The following is a 16,910-nucleotide window of genomic DNA, read 5'->3' on the forward strand; positions in this document are numbered from 1 at the left end:
CGCGCAGGCTTGAACGGCCTGCGCGACCCTCGGGTCAGCCGAGCAGCGCGGAGATCTCTTCGCGCAGCGCCGAAAGCCGTTCCCGGCCGCGCTTGCGCGCGTCGTCCAGTTCGCCCGCGTCCGCGACCGGCTCGACGATCTCCAAGTACGCCTTGACCTTCGGCTCGGTCCCGGAAGGCCGGACCAGGACGCGCAGCCCGGGGCCCCGCATCGTCAGGACGTCCGCCTTCGGTCGCAGATCCGAGACCGAGATGGCGATCCCGGCCAGCTCCACCGGTGGTTCGGCGCGCAGACGCGCCATGGTCCTGCCGATCACGCTCAGGTCCTGCACGCGCAGGGAAACCTGGTCGGTCAGGTGCAGGCCGTGCGCGACGGCGAGGTCGTCCAGCGCGTCGAGCAGCGAGCGCCCGGACGCCTTCAGCGACGCGGCCAGGTCGCACGCGAGCACGGCCGCGCTGATGCCGTCCTTGTCCCGCACCACATCCGGGTCGACGCAGTGGCCGATCGCCTCTTCGTAGGCGTAGACCAGCCCGGTGCCGTTCCCGTCTCCGGCGCGCACCAGCCACTTGAAGCCGGTCAGCGTCTCGTCGTAGCGGGCGTTGTGCTTCGCGGCCACCGAGCGCAGCAGCTCCGATGACACGATCGTCGCCGCCACCAACGGGTCTGGGTGCGCTGTTCGGTCCAAAGTGGACAGAACTCGCTCGCCGAGCAGGGCTCCGGTCTCGTCGCCGCGCAGCATCCGCCAGCAACCGTCGCGTTCCCGCGCGCCCAGGGCGCAGCGGTCCGCGTCCGGGTCCAGTGCCACGGCCACGTCAGCGTCCACAGTGGACGCTAGGCTCAACAGCAGGTCCGACGCCCCGGGCTCTTCCGGGTTCGGGAAGCTCACGGTGGGGAAGTCGGGGTCCGGCCGCTCCTGCTCCGCGACCAGGTGCACATCGGTGAAACCCGCGTGCGCCAACACTTCCCGCAATGTTTCGGCGCCGACACCGTGCAGCGTGGTCGCCGCGATCCGCAGCGCCCGCTCGGGGCTCCTCGTCAGGCTCGCCGCTCTGTCCACATAGGACTGAACAAGGTCCTCGCCGAGCGTCGTCCAGCCTTGCGCGGTGGGAACGACGACCGCCGCGCCGACCTTGGCGATGGCCGCCTCGATCTCGCGGTCGGCGGGCGGCACGATCTGCGACCCCGCGTCCAGGTAGACCTTGTACCCGTTGTCGGCAGGGGGGTTGTGCGACGCGGTGACCTGGACCCCGGCCACCGCGTTCAGCTTCCGCACGGCGAAGGCCAGCACCGGCGTGGGCAGCGGGCGGGGCAGGACGCGCACGTCGAACCCGGCCGCGGTGAGCACGCCCGCGACATCGCGGTGGAACTGCTCCGAACCGTGGCGCGCGTCGCGGCCGACGACGACCACGCCACCGGACTTCCCCGAGGCAGCGAGCCATTCGCCGAGGCCCGCCGTCGTGCGCACCACGACAGCGCGGTTCATGCCGTTCGGCCCCGGGCGCACCGGCCCGCGCAGCCCCGCCGTGCCGAAGCTCAGCGGCGCGCGCATCCGGTCGGCCAGCTCGTCGATCGCGTCCTGCTCGCCGACCATGGCCTTGCCGAGCAACCGCTGCATCTCCTCGCGGTCAGCAGGGGCGAGGTCGTCGGCGATCCAGCGGAACGCGCGGTCGCGCAGCTCGGGGGACAGGCTCACGCCCGGCTCACCAGCTCGCGCAGCAGCGTGCCCATCCGGCCCGCGGCGTCCCGCCCGGCCTCCAGCACCTCCTCGTGGTTCAGCGGCTCACCGGTGATGCCCGCCGCCAGGTTCGTGACCAGGGACAGCCCGAAGACCTCGGCGCCCGCGGCACGCGCGGCGATGGCCTCCAGCACGGTGGACATGCCGACCAGGTCGGCGCCCAGCGTGCGCAGCATCCGGATCTCGGCGGGGGTCTCGAAGTGCGGACCCGGCAGGCCCGCGTAGACGCCTTCCTCCAGGGTCGCGTCGATCTCCCTGGCCACCCCGCGCAGGCGGCTGGAGTAGAGGTCGGTCAGGTCCACGAACCTGGCGCCGACCAGCGGGGACGCCGCGGTCAGGTTCAGGTGGTCGCTGATCAGCACGGGCTGCCCGACCTGCATGCCCTGGCGCAGGCCGCCCGCGGCGTTGGTCAGCACCACGGTGGTGCAACCAGCGGCGGTCGCGGTGCGGACCCCGTGCACGGTCTGCGGGATGCCCTTGCCCTCGTAGTAGTGGGTGCGGCCGAGCATCAGCAGCACGCGCTTCTCACCGATCCGCACGGACCGGACGGTGCCGCCGTGCCCCGCGACGCTGGGCGCCGCGAAACCGGGCAGCTCGCCCATGGGGATCTCGGAGACGAGGTCGCCGATCATGTCGGCGGCCGGTCGCCAGCCCGAACCGAGGATGACGGCGATGTCGTGCCGGTCGACCCCGGTGCGCTGGGCCAGCGCCGCCGCGGCCGCGGTGGCGGCGGCTTCCGGGTCGACGGCCGGGTTGAGGGCGTCCGCGTCGCTGGTGGCGGCGGTCGCGTGGGTCTCGATGCTCACGTTCGGGGAGCTTAACGACCCGGTGCGGGCCGAGTCAGCTGGCGGCGATGGCGAAGGTCGGCGTGATCCGGTCGTAGAGGTCGGTCTTGCCCCACTCCTCGGAGTCGGTGGGCACGGTCACCCGGAGCACCCACAGGTCCTTGGCGTTGGGCAGCAGCAGCGCGTAGGTCGTGCGCGCCACCTCGGCCCCGGTCGCCCGGCCCCGGCTGTTGGACCTGCCGCTCTTCGGCGAGATCGTCCGGTAGATGAGCTCCTGGGACTGCTCGTAGGAGTTCTGGGCGGGCGCGTCGACCTGGGTGAGGAGGTTGAAGCTGCCCCCGTCGCTCTTCGCGATCGTGGCGAGCTGGTCGATGTAGCGGGGCATCTTGTTGTGCGGGTAGAAGCCGGCGAAGCGCTCCACGGCCACCTCGTTGTGCCCGTCCGGCGAGATGAACCTGATCAGCGTGCTCGACATCGGTGAGTTCGGCCGCTGCTCCTGGAAGTCCGTCCAGTTCTTGGGCACGTGGATGCTGAAGGTCCCGCCCGGGTCGCCCTTGGCGAGCTGAGCCACCTCGTTGCGCTGCTCCAGCGCGGCCAGCGGAGCCGACTGGACGGACGTGGTCTTCGGGGTCTGCCGGGTGCTGAAGTCCGGAATGACCTGCTGCCCCGCGACCGTCCTGGCCAGCGCGAACCCGCCGCCCGCGGACAGCACGAAGAGCACGACCGCGCTCGCGATCGTCAGCAGCCGGGTGCTCCGTCGCCGCGGCGGCGGTGGCGGTCGGCTGGACAGCATGAACGGCAGGGGGCCCGGGTCGGAGGCGAGCGCCTTGACCATCGACTCCTCGACCGCGCGCTGCCGCTCAGATCCGCGCTGCTTCGCCTGCTCGACCAGGGGGTTCGGGGCGAAGGACGGTTCGGCCTCGTCGTGCGGGAACAGACGGGTCCCCGGCTCGGGCAGCAGGGGGTGCAGCCGCTTGCGCACCTCGGCCAGCGGCATCCGCTCGGCGGGGTTCTTGACCATCAACCCGCGGATCACCTCGCCGAGCACGCCTTCGTCGCTCGGCGACGGGATCTCACCGTGCACGACCTGCGTGACGGTTTCCAGCGGGTCGTCCTCCACGTCGTAGGGCGGCGTGCCCTCCATGGCGGCGAACAGGGTGGCGCCCAGTCCCCACAGGTCCGCGCTCGGCGCGGCCGGGTCGCCGGAGGCCACCTCGGGCGCGATGTAGGCGGGGGTGCCCATGAGCAGGCCCGCGCTGGTGAGGGTCGAGTCGGACACGCTGCGCGCGATGCCGAAGTCGGTCAGCTTCACCCTGCCGTCCGCTCCGACCAGCACGTTCCCCGGCTTGACGTCGCGGTGGGTGACACCGGCCTGGTGCGCGGCCGCCAGCGCCGCAGCGAGCGCGTTGCCGACCTCGGCCGTCTGCGTCACGTCCAACGGGCCGTGCTTGCGGACCAGCTGGGCCAGGCTCCGCGAGGGCAGCAGCTCCATCACGACGAACGGCTCGCCGTCATGCCGGACGACGTCGAACAGGGTCACCACGTTCGGGTGAGAGAGCACGGCGATGGCCCGCGCCTCCCGGAGGGTCCGCTCGCGCATGGCGTCGGCCTCCTCGGGCGGCATCCCCGGTGGCAGGCGGACCTCCTTGACGGCGACCTGCCTGCGCAGCATCTCGTCGTAGGCGGCCCACACCGTGCCCATCGCGCCACGTCCGAGCACCCGCTTGAGCCGATAGCGCTCGGCGATCAACCGCTCGCTCGGCTCCTGGGCGTCGGCGTTCCTGTCCTCGTCGGCCGGTGGCACGTTCCCATTCTCCACAACTCGGCCCCCGTCACCGCCTTGTGCGACAACTCCGGCCCGACTGATTACACATCGTGATCGTCGCGGATAGGTACTCATGGCCGAATGCGCGGGGACCCCCCCGCTGCGAATTATCCCAGACGGCACTGACATTCCGGCCGTGGAAACCCCTTTCACCGCCTGAGTTGTCCACAACGGCACTGCCTGTCCACAGATCGCGATTCCCCACTGGCATCCCCGTCCACCCCGACGCAATCTGGGCGAGGAGCACCAACCGGGCAACACGACCAGGGCAGCGAAAGAGGAGGTGACGCCTATAGGAGCCCGCGTTCGCCAGGGGCCCGCCCCTTCCACCAGCCCACCGCGGTGACGCATGATCCGGCGTCATGACCGTGGTTATCGGGATCGACTCCTCGACCCAGTCGTCGAAGGCCATCGCCGTCGACGCCGCCTCCGGCCAGGTGCTCGCCGAAGGCCGCGCCGCGCACCCCGACGGCACCGAAGTCCATCCTGACGCGTGGTGGCGGGCCACCACGCAGGCGATCGCCGAGGCCGCGGCCGGTCTGTCCGAACCGGTCGCGGCGATCGCGGTCGCCGGTCAGCAGCACGGGATGGTCACCCTGGACGCGTCGGGTGAGGTCGTCCGTCCCGCGCTGCTGTGGAACGACAACCGCTCAGCGCCGCAGGCCCGTCGGCTGACGGACGAGTTCGGCGGGCCGAAGCGCTGGGCGGAGCGCACCGGCTCGGTCCCGGTCGCCAGCTTCACGGTGAGCAAGCTGGCCTGGCTGGCCGAGCACGAGCCCGCCAACGCGGACCGCACGAGCAGGGTCCTGCTGCCGCACGACTGGATCACGTGGCGGCTGGCCGCACCGGGATCGGAGACGGCGACCGATCGCGGTGACGCCTCGGGCACCGGGTACTTCTCGCCCGCGACCGGCGAGTGGTTGCCCGACCTGCTCACCGCTGCCCTCGACGGCCGAAGGCCCGAGCTGCCCCGGGTGCTCGGACCGGCGGAGGCGGCGGGGCGGACCCCGGACGGGGCGCTGCTCGGCGCGGGGACGGGCGACAACATGGGCGCGGCCCTGGGGCTGGGGGCCGGACCCGGAGACGTCGTCGTGTCCCTGGGCACCTCCGGCACCGTGTTCGCGGTGGCGGAGAACCCGACCGCCGAGCCCACCGGGGCCGTCGCCGGGTTCTGCGACGCCACGGGCCGATTCCTGCCGCTGGTGTGCACGCTCAACGCCGCGCGGGTGCTCACCGCGACCGCCGCGATGCTGGGTGTCGACCTGGCCGGCCTGGACGAGCTGGCGCTCCGGGCCGAGCCGGGCGCGGGCGGCTTGGTGCTGCTGCCCTACCTGGACGGGGAGCGCACTCCGCAGCTGCCCGACGCCAGCGGCACCCTCATTGGACTGCGGCGGTCGAACATGACGCCGGAGAACCTGGCGAGGGCGGCGGTCGAGGGCATGCTCAGCGGGTTGGTGGACGGCCTGGACGCGCTCCGCCAGCAGGGCGTCGATGCCCGCCGGGTGCTCTTGGTGGGCGGCGCGGCGCGGTCGGCCGCGGTGCGAGCGGTGGCGCCGCTGCTGTTCGGCCTGCCGGTCGAGGTGCCGGAGCCGGCGGAGTACGTGGCACTGGGCGCGGCCCGCCAGGCTGCATGGGCGTTGGCCGGGAGCGCGGAGCCACCGACGTGGGCCGTCCGATCCACGGCCTGTGAGCCGGGAGCCTCCGACATCGGCGCCGAGCTGCGCGCGGCTTACGGCGCGGCCCGCGAGCAGGTCTACGGCCAGTGACCTGCACCGAACCGCCGCCCCTACGGCAGTGAACGAACGGGGCGGCGGTTCACAACCCGCGGTTTCACCCCCGGACCAGGTCTTGACCCGGGTGGGCGGGGGGACTTAGTTTGTCGATCCAACAAACGAAATGGGAGCGCCATGCGAGGCCAGGCCGATCGACCCGTGGACCAGACCGGTCTGCGTCGGCTCAACCTCTCCCGGGTGCTTCGGACCCTGCGCTCCGACGGGCCGCAGTCGCGAGCCCTGCTGGCGCGCCGGACGGGGCTGAACAAGGCCACCACGTCGAGTCTCGTCGCCGAGCTCGAACAGCGTCGGCTGGTCCAGCTCGGGGCGGTCGTGGCGGGCGCGGTGGGCAGGCCGAGCCAACTCGTCGAGATCCGCGGGCGGGCGGTGTGCGGGATCGGGTTGGAGATCAACGTCAACTACGCCGCGGTCGCCGTGCTCGATCTGACCGACCAGGTCTTGTTCTCGAAACGGGTGCCCCTGGACGTCGTGGCGCTCGGGCAGGTCGCGGCGATCGACCTCCTGGCGGACCTGGCGGACGAGACCATCGGCGCGATGCGGGACGAAGGCAACTGGGTCGCGGGTGTCACCGCGGCGGTGCCGGGGCTCGTCGACGCCGGGAACGGCGTCGTGCGCCACGCGCCCAACCTGCGCTGGCGGGAAGCCTCGGTGGCGGATCGGCTCGCCGCCCGAATCGACCTGGCCCGCGAGTCGATCTCCGTCGACAACGACGCCAACCTCTCCGCTCTCGCCGAGCACGCGATCGGCGTGGCGGCGGGGGTGAGCGACCTGCTCTACCTCACCGGCGAAGTCGGCGTCGGCGGCGGAGTGATCGCTGACGGCCGTCTGGTCCGGGGCGCCACCGGTTTCACCGGCGAGGTGGGGCACATGCCGCTCAACCCCTGCTCCGCCGAATGCGGCTGCGGCCGCACGGGGTGCTGGGAGACCCAGGTCGGCCTGGCCGCGCTGCTGCGGGCGGTCGCCGATCCGGACGATGAGGTCCACGACTCCGCTCGCGATCTCGAACAGCGGCTGCGCGTGATCGCCGCACGAGCCGCTGACGGTGACCCGAGGACGCGGACCGCGTTGGCGGAGATCGGTTCCGCCCTCGGCGTCGGCGCCTCGATCCTGGTCAACGTCCTCAACCCCACCGCCCTCGTGCTCGGTGGCTACTTCGCGCTCCTCGGGGAGTGGCTTGCCGAACCCGCGCGACGGGAACTCACCGAGCGGGTCATGACTTCCGGCTCGTGCCGCCTGGTGCTGTCCGACCTCGGGTTCACCGCCGCCGTGCGCGGTGGGGCGCACGCCGCCCTGGACCGGGTCGTCGCCGACCCCTCGATCGCTCCGACCGAAGTCCCACACCTTGGAGGCATCGCGTGACCGACTACACCCCGCGCCCCGAGCACAAGTTCAGCTTCGGCCTGTGGACGGTCGGCTGGCCCGGAAACGACCCGTTCGGCGTCGCCACGCGCCCGGTGATGGATCCGGTGCACGCGGTGGAGAAGCTCGCGGAGCTGGGCGCGTGGGGCGTTACCTTCCACGACGACGACTTGGTGCCGTTCGGAGCGGACGATCGCGAGCGGGACCAACGCATCCAGGCCTTCCGGAAGGCATTGGACGCCACCGGTCTCGTGGCGCCGATGGTCACCACGAACCTGTTCACGCACCCCGTCTTCAAGGACGGCGCGTTCACCGCGAACGACCGCGACGTCCGGAGGTTCGCGCTGCGCAAGGTGCTGCGCAACATCGACCTGGCGGCCGAACTCGGTGCCACCACCTACGTGCTGTGGGGCGGCAGGGAAGGCGCCGAGTCGCCCGCGGCCAAGGACGTGCGCGACGCGTTGCAGCGCTACGCCGAGGCACTGGACCTGCTCTGCGCGTATGTCAACGAGAAGGGCTACACCATCCGGTTCGCCTTGGAGCCCAAGCCGAACGAGCCGCGCGGCGACATCCTGCTGCCCACCATCGGCCACGCGCTCGGCTTCATCAACCAGTTGGCGCACCCCGAGATGGTCGGCGTGAACCCCGAGGTCGGGCACGAGCAGATGGCCGGGCTGTCGATGGTGCACGGGGTGGCCCAGGCGCTGTGGCAGGGCAAGCTGTTCCACATCGACCTCAACGGCCAGAACGGGCCGCGCTTCGACCAGGACCTGCGCTTCGGCAACGGTGACGTGAAGACGGCCTTCTTCCTGGTCGACCTGCTGGAGCACTCCGGCTACGACGGGCCGCGGCACTTCGACTTCAAGCCCGCGCGCACGGAGGACGAGGACGGCGTGTGGGCCTCGGCCGCTGCATGCATGCGCAACTACCTGATCTTCGCAGAGCGGGCGCGGGCGTTCCGGGCCGATCCCGAGGTGGCCGAGGCGTTGTCGGCCTCGCGGGTCGCCCAGCTGGCCGTGCCGACGCTGCTCCCCGGAGAGACCCTCGACGACCTGCGCGCGGAGGAGTTCGACGCGGTGGCGGCGGGTACCCGTGGCATGGGATACGAACGGCTGGACCAGCTCGCGCTGGAGCACCTGTTCGGCGTTCGTTGATGCGGTGACCAGAAGTAACAAAGGCCATAAAGATCGCTGACTCGGATGACCTCGGGCGGGGGAGGAGGGCAGACTCGAAACGTCATTCGGGTGCCGGAGGAGGCAGTCATGCGTGCAGCGAGTCGAGCGATCGTGATCACCCTGCTCGGGGTGCTGGCGTTGCTCGCCGTCGCGCCGGTCTCCTCGGCGCTGCCGGGGCAGGAGCTGGCGCAGCAGCCCACCACGTCGGCGCCGCCCGCGGGACAGCCGCCCGCGGCGCAGGAGGACCGCAACCGCGTGACCATCGGCATCATCGCGGTTGTCCTGCTGGGCACCGTGGTGATCGGCCGCCGCATTCGCAAGCGGGCGCAGAAGACCTGATCCGGGTCGGGTGTCACACAATCGTGCAACCGTGGGCACGGCAATTGCGCATTATTGCGCGGTTACCTCGGGTGACCGGCCGGTAACCGTTCTTCTCAGTACGGGAGTACTGTTTTTCCCACGATGTAAACCGGCTTTGAAATCGTTCCGACTTCGTTGACGATAGGCGGGTCATAGCGCTCCACTTCGTGGAAGCGTTATGCCGTGACCGGTTATCCGGATACAGCCAGACCGAAGTCGGCTGCTCCACTCGGCGCAGCGTGGCGACCGGCAACCGCGCCAGGCCACTTCTTGATCACCTATGAAGAGTGCATGGTGCAGGATGGATGCACATGAGCACCGACACCAAGGCCCAGTGCCGCTCCGCCGTGGAGCGGCATGCGGACGCGCTTGTCGAGCTCTCCCACGCCATCCACGCCGACCCCGAACTCGCTTATCAGGAGCGCCGGGCGGCCGCCAGGGTCGCTGACGTCCTGCAGCGCGAGGGCTTCGCCGTCGAGCACGGCGTCGGCGGACTGGAGACGGCGTTCACCGCCACCTACGGCTCGGGTGAGCTGGTCGTCGGCCTGTGCGCGGAGTACGACGCGCTGCCCGAGGTCGGCCACGCCTGCGGCCACAACGTCATCGCCGCCTCGTCCACCGGAGCCGCGCTCGCCCTCGCCGAGGTCGCCGACCGGCTCGGCATCACCGTCAAGCTCGTCGGCACGCCCGCCGAGGAGGTCGGGGGCGGCAAGGTCGCGCTGCTGGACGCCGGGGTCTTCGACGACGTCGCACTGGCGATGATGGTGCACCCCTCGCCGGAGGAGTCCGTCGCCTGCACGTCGCTGGCCATCGCCGACATCGAGGTGCGCTACGCGGGCCGGACCTCGCACGCCGCCGCGGCCCCGCACCTCGGGCTGAACGCCGCCGACGCGATCACCGTCGCGCAGGTCGCCATCGGGCTGCTGCGCCAGCACCTGGAGCCCGGCCAGATGGTGCACGGCATCGTCACCCACGGCGGCGCGGCGCCCAACATCGTCCCGGCGGACACCGCCGCGGTCTTCTATCTCCGTGCGACGGATCTCGACTCGCTGAGCAGGCTGGAAAAGCGGATCAGGGACTGTTTCCAGGCGGGTTCCGTCGCCACGGGCTGCACTCATGAGGTCACCCACATCTCAGCCATCTACGCCGAGCTGAACCCCGACCGGTGGTTGGCCTCGGCATATCGAAGGTCGATTTCCGAACTGGGCCGGGTACCCATGGACCCGGAAACCGAACGGAAGCGGCAGCTCTGGAGCACTGACATGGGCAACATCACCCGTGCGTTGCCCGGCATTCACCCCACCATCGCCATCGACTGTGGAGACGCGGTCAACCACCAGCCCGAGTTCGCCGCGGCCTGCGTGTCGGCATCAGCCGATCGCGCGGTGCTCGACGGTGCCCTCGCGCTCGCGTGGACCGCCGTCGCCGCCGCGACCGACGAGGAGCAGCGCGCCCGCCTGCTCTCCGGGGTCGCGGACCGTCTCCACGGTCGGGTCGCCGCAGGTGCGGCGGCAGCAGGAGGTTTCGCGTGACCGTCCTCGACTCCCGTCCCGACTACCCCCAGTCCGACGTGCTGATCACCGGCTCCGGCGCGACGATGTCCGCTGTGGAGGATCTCGGCGCTGGACGTGGGCCGTCCTGGTTGGACGCCTGGATGCAGCTCCACGCCCAGGACGTGGTCAGCTGGCGCAGGCACATCCACGCCCACCCGGAGCTCTCCCGGCGGGAGTACGCCACCACGGAGTTCCTCGCCGACAAGCTGGAGTCCGTCGGGCTCAAGCCCCGCGTCCTGCCCATCGGCACCGGGCTGATCTGCGACATCGGGTCCGGGCCGCGCTGCGTGGCGCTGCGCGCCGACATCGACGCGCTGCCGCTGACCGAGCGCACCGGGAACCCGTTCTCGTCCACTGTGGACGGAGTCATGCACGCGTGCGGGCACGACGCGCACACCACGGTCCTGCTGGGCACCGCGCTGGCGTTGGCGCACGCGCCAGGGCTGCCCGGCCGGATCCGGCTGATCTTCCAGCCCGCCGAGGAGGTCATGCCCGGCGGCGCGCTGGACGTGCTGGCCGCGGGCGGGCTGGACGGGGTGGAGCGGATCTTCGGCCTGCACTGCGATCCGCGCCTGGAGGTCGGCAGGGTCGGCACCAGGGTCGGCGCGATCACCTCGGCCAGCGACCTGATCGAGCTGCGGCTGACCTCGCCGGGCGGGCACACCTCGCGCCCGCACCTGACCGCGGACCTGGTGCACGCGCTGGGCACGGTGATCACCGGCCTGCCCACGCTGCTCTCCCGCCGGGTGGACCCGCGCTCGGGCACCGTCCTGGTGTGGGGCGCGGTCCAGGCGGGCGAGGCGGCCAACGCCATCCCGCAGGAGGGCGTGCTGCGCGGCACCCTGCGCACCGGCAACCGGGACACCTGGGCCGAGCTGGAGCCGCTGGTCCGCGAGCTGATCACCGCGCTGCTCGCCCCGATGGGCGTCGGCTTCGACCTGCAGCACCGCCGCGGCGTGCCGCCGGTGGTCAACGAGCGGGAGAGCACCAGGCTGCTGCGCTCCGGCGTGCTCGCCGCGCTCGGCGAGGACGCGCTGGCCGGGACCGAGCAGTCCTCCGGTGGTGAGGACTTCGGCTGGTACCTGGAGCACGTGGAGGGGTCCTTCGCGCGCCTCGGCGTGTGGCCGGGGCACGGCCCGCAGCGCGACCTGCACCAGCCGACCTTCGACCTGGACGAGCGCGCGCTGCTCGCCGGGGTCCGGGTCATGGTGCACACGGCGCTCACCTCATTGGCCTGATCAAGCAGGGAAAAGGGGCGGTCGGTGCGAACCGGCCGCCCCTTTTCCCTGGGCACGTGCGCCTAGTTGTCCACAACGACGGCAGTTGTCCACAGACCGGCCGATCTCGGCATCACGAGGTCCGGCGAGGGCGCATGGTCGATGCATGCCGAATCGACCGGACCCCTGGCACTGGGCGTACAGCCACCGCTCCGTCCTGAACGCCCTTGGCGAGAACAGACTGCGCTACGCGCTGCGGCACGGCAGGCTCGTCCAGCCCTGGCGTGGCGTCATCGTTTCGCGAGAACGGATGGGCGACCCGAAGACGATGGCCAGCGCGGCTCTGATGGTCATCGGACCGGAAGCCGTGCTCTCCGGGTTCACCGCGGCGGCGATGTACGGCTGCACCGCGGCGGACACGCGGCGGGTGTGCGTCACCGTCCCGCACGGGCGCTTGGCGCGGAGCAGGCCGGGGTTGCTGGTCCGGCACGCTGCCTTCGGGCGGGAGGACGTGGTGGAGCTGGACGAGCTGCCGGTGCTGGCCCCGGACCTCGTCTTCGCCGAGTTGTTGTGCACCGGCCCGAAGCACACCGCGCTCGCCTGCGCCGACCAGCTGATGCGATCACTGCCGGAGGACCTGCGACCGGCCTTCCGGGAGCAGCTCCGGGAGCGGCTGGGCAAGCGCGGCGATCGGCGCGGCGTCGCCCGTGCGCTGTCGATGGTCGGCCTGATCACCGAACGGGCGCGGACGGCGGAGGAGAGCGCGCTGCGGTGGCTCGTCGTCGACCACGGCTTTCCGGTGCCCGAGGTGCAGTACGAGATCCCGGAGCGAGACTGGAGCGTGCAGCTGGCGTGGCCGGAGTTGCGGATCGCGCTCGGCTACCGCGAACCGGGGCGGCATCCGCCGGACGCCGAACAGGATCGGGTGCTCGCCGAACCGGGCTGGATCGGCATCTGGGCCGGGCCCGCCGATCTGCGGGCGCCTACCGCCCTGGTGGCCCGGTTGCGGGCCGCGTTCCGGCGGCGCGGCTGGGATCAGGTGGGGCCGAGGCCCGAGCAGGGGCGGGTGCGCAGGTCGCTGACGTAGTCGGCGGGGGCGCCCGCGGCCTCGGCCGCGTCCGCGACCACGCCGAGGTACCTGGCCGACGGCAGGCCGCCCTCGTACGCGTCGAGCACGTACAACCAGGCCAGCGTCGACCCCTCCAGGGTCTGCACGCGGAGCCGGATCTTCTTGTAGAGACCCAGCTCCTTGCCCTCCCAGCGGTCGAGACGGGTCTCGTCCTCCGGGCTGACGTCGTAGAGCACGACGAAGACCTGCGAGTCGGGGTCCTCGACGACGGTGGAGAGCGCGCCCTCCCAGCCCAGGTCCTCACCGCCGAAGGTCAGTCGCCAGCCGACGAGCCAGCCGGTCCCCGACATCGGCGAGTACGGGGCTCGCTGCTTCATCTGGTCCGGTTCCATGTTGGAGCCGTAGGCGGCGTAGAGCGGCACGAGGACAGAGTAGCGACCTCGATCAACGGATGGGACCCATCGGGCACGCGGACACCCGGCTCGCACCGTTCGGGTACCGCGTACGGTTGACGCGCTCGGCGTTGACAGCCAGTGCTCTAGGAGGATTCATCCGTGACCCGCATTGTGATCATGGGCGGCGGACCTGCCGGGTACGAGGCGGCACTGGTCGCAGCGCCACACGGTGCCGATGTCACCGTCGTCGAGGACGAGGGTGTCGGCGGCTCGTGCGTGCTCTACGACTGCGTGCCCTCCAAGACCTTCATCGCCTCCTCCGGGGCGCGCGCGGCCTTCCGAGCCGCCGACGAGCTGGGCATTCGCAACGATGACGCCGAGGTCGGTGTGGAGTTGCCGGTCGTCAACGGCCGGGTGCGCGGCCTGGCGCTGGCGCAGTCCGCCGACGTCCGGGCGCGGTTGCAGCGCGAGGGCGTGCGCATCCTGTCCGGCCGGGCCCGCTTCTGCGACGACGCGCCGGGGCTCGCGCAGCACCGGATCGCGGTGGAGATGCTCAACGGCAACTCCGAGGTGCTGCTCGCCGACGTGGTGCTGATCGCCACCGGGGCCAGCCCGCGCATCCTGCCCGGCGCGCAGCCGGACGGAGAGCGGGTCCTCACCTGGCGCCAGATCTACGACCTGCCGGAGCTGCCCGAACACCTGATCGTGATCGGGTCCGGTGTCACCGGTGCGGAGTTCGCTTCGGCCTACACCGAGATGGGTGTCAAGGTCACCGTGGTCTCCAGCCGGGACCGGGTGCTGCCGCACGAGGACGCCGACGCCGCGGCCGTGCTGGAGGACGTGTTCACCGAGCGCGGCACCGCGATGATCAAGTACGCGCGCGCCGACCGGGTCGAGCGGACCAAGGACGGCGTGCAGGTCTACCTGGCGGACGGGCGGATGGTCGAGGGCAGCCACGCGCTCATGACGGTCGGCTCGGTGCCCAACACCGGCGACATCGGCCTGGAGAGCGTCGGCGTTGAGCTGGGCAAGGGCGGGTTCATCCCGGTCGACCGCGTCTCGCGGACCAACGTCTCCGGCGTCTACGCGGCCGGTGACTGCACCGGGCTGATGATGCTCGCCTCGGTCGCGGCGATGCAGGGCCGCATCGCGATGTGGCACGCGCTGGGCGAGGGCGTGCAGCCGATCAAGCTCAAGACGGTCGCCGCCAACGTGTTCACGCACCCCGAGATCGCCACCGTGGGCATCAGCCAGGAGGCGATCGACTCCGGCAAGGTGCCCGCGCGCACGATCATGCTCCCGCTGGCCACCAACGCCAGGGCGAAGATGGAGGGCCTGCGCCGCGGTTTCGTGAAGCTCTTCTGCCGACCGCAGACCGGTGTGGTGATCGGCGGCGTCGTGGTGGGGCCAACGGCCAGCGAGCTGATCCTGCCGATCGCGCTCGCGGTGCAGAACCAGCTGACGGTCGAGCACCTGGCGTTCACGTTCTCGGTGTACCCGTCGCTGTCCGGGACGATCACCGAGGCGGGTCGCCGCCTGATGCGGCACGACGACCTGGACTGAGATCGGCCCCGCCCGAAAAGATCAGCTTCGGCCGAACCTGACCGCCGATCGCCCGCCTCTCGTCGGTGGCCGTGGCGTCCGCCGATGAGCCCTTGAAGCAGTTTCACGGTGCGGCCCAAGGCATGAACACGTCGCGGCGGCCGATTCGGTTGCCGTGCTTGGTGATGGGTCACAGTCGGCAACGACCGGCGAGGTACTCGCGTCTTCGTCAGTGCACGGGTTCGGCAGGGGGCCGGATTCGTTTCATGATCAATTCCGGGAGTACTTCGTGCGCGCTCGTACCGCGCTCGCGAGCCTTGTCGTGGCCGCGATCGCCGTTTTCCTTCTCGTCCCCTCGGCCTCGGTCGCGGGTGAGCTGATCACCGCCGTGCTGTTCGGCGTACTCGCACTGGGCCTCTGCGGCGGTGTCGTCGTGGCCACCTACCGCAGTCGTTCGCAGGGCGACAACTGAAGCACCGCAAGGAAAAGGGGCGTCCCGGTGGCGGGGCGCCCCTTTTTCCTTTGCTGTGAGTCAGTCGGCTCAGTCGGCTCAGTCTTCGTCGGAGGTCCAGTCGAAGGTCTTGGTGACGGCCTTCTTCCAGTTGCGGAACTCCCGGTCGCGGAGCTTGTCGTCCATGGCCGGGTCCCACTGCTTGTCCTGGGCCCAGTTCTCCCGGATGTCGTCCTCGGAGGCCCAGAACCCGGTCGCCAGCCCGGCCGCGTAGGCCGCGCCGAGCGCCGTGGTCTCGTTGACCACCGGGCGGATCACCGGGACACCGAGGATGTCCGCCTGGAACTGCATCAGCGTCTCGTTGACCACCATGCCGCCGTCGACCTTCAGCGAGGTCAGCGGGACACCGGAGTCGGCGTTCATCGCCTCGATCACCTCGCGCGACTGGAACGCCGTCGCCTCCAGCACCGCGCGGGCGATGTGGCCCTTGTTCACGTAGCGGGTGAGGCCGACGAGGGCGCCGCGGGCGTCGGAGCGCCAGTACGGCGCGAACAGCCCGGAGAACGCGGGGACGATGTAGGCGCCGCCGTTGTCCTCGACGGTCTTGGCGAACTCCTCCACCTCGGCGGCGGTGCTGATCAGGCCGAGGTTGTCGCGCAGCCACTGCACCAGCGAGCCGGTGACGGCGATGGAGCCCTCCAGCGCGTACACCGGGGCGTTGTCACCGATCTTGTAGCAGACGGTGGTGAGCAGGCCGTTCTCGCTGAGCACCTTCTCCGTGCCGGTGTTGAGCAGCACGAAGTTGCCGGTGCCGTAGGTGTTCTTGGCCTCGCCGGGGGACAGGCACGCCTGGCCGAAGGTGGCGGCCTGCTGGTCGCCGAGGATGCCGGCGATCGGCACCCCGGCCAGCGCGCCGCGCTCGCGGACCTTGCCGTACTCCTCGGAGGAGGAGCGGATCTCCGGGAGCATGGACAGCGGAATGCCCATGTCCTCGGCGATCCCGGCGTCCCAGGACAGCGTGTCCAGGTCCATCAGCAGGGTGCGCGAGGCGTTGGTCGGGTCGGTGGCGTGCACGCCACCGTCGACCCCGCCGGTCATGTTCCACAGCACCCAGGTGTCCATGTTGCCGAAGAGCAGGTCGCCCGCCTCGGCCTTGGCCCGCGCGCCCTCGACGTTCTCCAGGATCCAGGCGATCTTGGGGCCGGAGAAGTAGGTGGCCAGCGGCAGGCCGGTCTTGGTGCGGTAGCGCTCCTGCCCGCCGCCGAGCGCGCCGAGCCGGTCGCAGATCTTGTCGGTCCTGGTGTCCTGCCAGACGATCGCGTTGTAGACCGGCTTGCCGGTGGTGCGGTCCCAGACCACCGCGGTCTCGCGCTGGTTGGTGATGCCGACCGCGACGACGTCGGCCGTGGTCAGGTCGGCCTTGGCCAGCGCGCCCGCGGCGACCCGGCGGGTGTTCTCCCAGATCTCCTCGGCGTTGTGCTCGACCCAGCCCGCCTTCGGGAAGATCTGCTCGTGCTCCACCTGGTCGGAGGAGACGACCCGGCCGGAGTGGTTGAAGATCATGCAGCGGGTGGAGGTTGTCCCCTGGTCGATCGCTGCCACGTACTGCGTCATCTGCGCTCTCGCCTTTCTGCGTTGGCTGGGGAGTGGG

The 16,910-nt window shown here is 71.1% G+C and carries 14 protein-coding genes; 9 read left to right on the forward strand and 5 right to left on the reverse strand.

Annotation, left to right across the window (positions count from 1 at the left end):
- Positions 1 to 34: 34 nt before the first annotated feature.
- The 3 genes from NLX83_RS14210 to NLX83_RS14220 all read right to left on the reverse strand — a co-directional run bounded on the left by NLX83_RS14210 (position 35) and on the right by NLX83_RS14220 (position 4,324).
- Positions 35 to 1,693, reverse strand: a complete 1,659-nt coding sequence (locus NLX83_RS14210) for a phospho-sugar mutase (RefSeq protein ID WP_254235303.1) — start codon at positions 1,691 to 1,693, stop codon at positions 35 to 37.
- The gene (locus NLX83_RS14215) at positions 1,690 to 2,442 is read right to left on the reverse strand and encodes a purine-nucleoside phosphorylase (RefSeq protein ID WP_254236219.1); all 753 of its coding nucleotides are present in this window, start codon (positions 2,440 to 2,442) and stop codon (positions 1,690 to 1,692) included. Before NLX83_RS14215 ends, NLX83_RS14210 begins: the two co-directional genes overlap by 4 nt.
- Positions 2,443 to 2,575: 133 nt before the next feature.
- Positions 2,576 to 4,324: a serine/threonine-protein kinase gene (locus NLX83_RS14220; protein ID WP_308209306.1), complete on the reverse strand. Its 1,749-nt coding sequence runs from the start codon at positions 4,322 to 4,324 to the stop codon at positions 2,576 to 2,578.
- Positions 4,325 to 4,707: 383 nt separating this feature from the next.
- Here NLX83_RS14220 and xylB point away from each other — a divergent pair, with 383 nt between their 5' ends.
- The 7 genes from xylB (at position 4,708) to NLX83_RS14255 (ending at position 12,889) form a co-directional block, all read left to right on the forward strand.
- Positions 4,708 to 6,111, forward strand: a complete 1,404-nt coding sequence (gene xylB, locus NLX83_RS14225; protein ID WP_254235304.1) for a xylulokinase — start codon at positions 4,708 to 4,710, stop codon at positions 6,109 to 6,111.
- 141 nt (positions 6,112 to 6,252) lie between these two features.
- Entirely contained in the window at positions 6,253 to 7,497 is a 1,245-nt protein-coding gene (locus NLX83_RS14230; protein ID WP_254235305.1) for an ROK family transcriptional regulator, read from the forward strand.
- A complete protein-coding gene (gene xylA, locus NLX83_RS14235; protein WP_254235306.1) occupies positions 7,494 to 8,651 on the forward strand; it encodes a xylose isomerase in 1,158 nt (385 codons plus the stop codon). The genes NLX83_RS14230 and xylA overlap by 4 nt, the downstream gene beginning before the upstream one ends.
- 108 nt (positions 8,652 to 8,759) lie before the next feature.
- Positions 8,760 to 9,011, forward strand: coding sequence for a hypothetical protein (locus tag NLX83_RS14240; protein ID WP_254235307.1), 252 nt, complete (start codon positions 8,760 to 8,762; stop codon positions 9,009 to 9,011).
- A 332-nt stretch (positions 9,012 to 9,343) separates the two neighbouring features.
- Positions 9,344 to 10,564 carry a M20 family metallopeptidase gene (locus tag NLX83_RS14245; protein WP_254235308.1) on the forward strand — a complete coding sequence of 407 codons (1,221 nt, stop codon included), beginning with the start codon at positions 9,344 to 9,346 and terminating at the stop codon, positions 10,562 to 10,564.
- Positions 10,561 to 11,823: a M20 family metallopeptidase gene (locus tag NLX83_RS14250; protein ID WP_254235309.1), complete on the forward strand. Its 1,263-nt coding sequence runs from the start codon at positions 10,561 to 10,563 to the stop codon at positions 11,821 to 11,823. Before NLX83_RS14245 ends, NLX83_RS14250 begins: the two co-directional genes overlap by 4 nt.
- 145 nt (positions 11,824 to 11,968) lie before the next feature.
- Positions 11,969 to 12,889 carry a hypothetical protein gene (locus NLX83_RS14255; protein WP_254235310.1) on the forward strand — a complete coding sequence of 307 codons (921 nt, stop codon included), beginning with the start codon at positions 11,969 to 11,971 and terminating at the stop codon, positions 12,887 to 12,889.
- Here the strand turns inward: NLX83_RS14255 and NLX83_RS14260 are convergent.
- Positions 12,838 to 13,293, reverse strand: a complete 456-nt coding sequence (locus NLX83_RS14260; RefSeq protein ID WP_254235311.1) for a gamma-glutamylcyclotransferase family protein — start codon at positions 13,291 to 13,293, stop codon at positions 12,838 to 12,840. The two genes, NLX83_RS14255 and NLX83_RS14260, sit on opposite strands and share 52 nt — an antisense overlap.
- Positions 13,294 to 13,425: 132 nt before the next feature.
- On the opposite strand from NLX83_RS14260, the gene NLX83_RS14265 reads away from it, so the two are divergent.
- Positions 13,426 to 14,829 (forward strand): NAD(P)H-quinone dehydrogenase, encoded by a 1,404-nt coding sequence (locus tag NLX83_RS14265; protein ID WP_254235312.1) that lies wholly within the window; start codon positions 13,426 to 13,428, stop codon positions 14,827 to 14,829.
- A gap of 268 nt (positions 14,830 to 15,097) precedes the next feature.
- Positions 15,098 to 15,280, forward strand: a complete 183-nt coding sequence (locus NLX83_RS14270) for a hypothetical protein (protein ID WP_254235313.1) — start codon at positions 15,098 to 15,100, stop codon at positions 15,278 to 15,280.
- 78 nt (positions 15,281 to 15,358) lie between these two features.
- Here the strand turns inward: NLX83_RS14270 and glpK are convergent, their stop codons facing one another.
- A complete protein-coding gene (glpK, locus tag NLX83_RS14275) occupies positions 15,359 to 16,873 on the reverse strand; it encodes a glycerol kinase GlpK (RefSeq protein ID WP_254235314.1) in 1,515 nt (504 codons plus the stop codon).
- Between the last annotated feature and the right edge of the window lie 37 nt (positions 16,874 to 16,910).

It is taken from the genome of Allokutzneria sp. A3M-2-11 16, from assembly GCF_024213555.1.
Classification (GTDB): Bacteria; Actinomycetota; Actinomycetes; order Mycobacteriales; family Pseudonocardiaceae; genus Allokutzneria.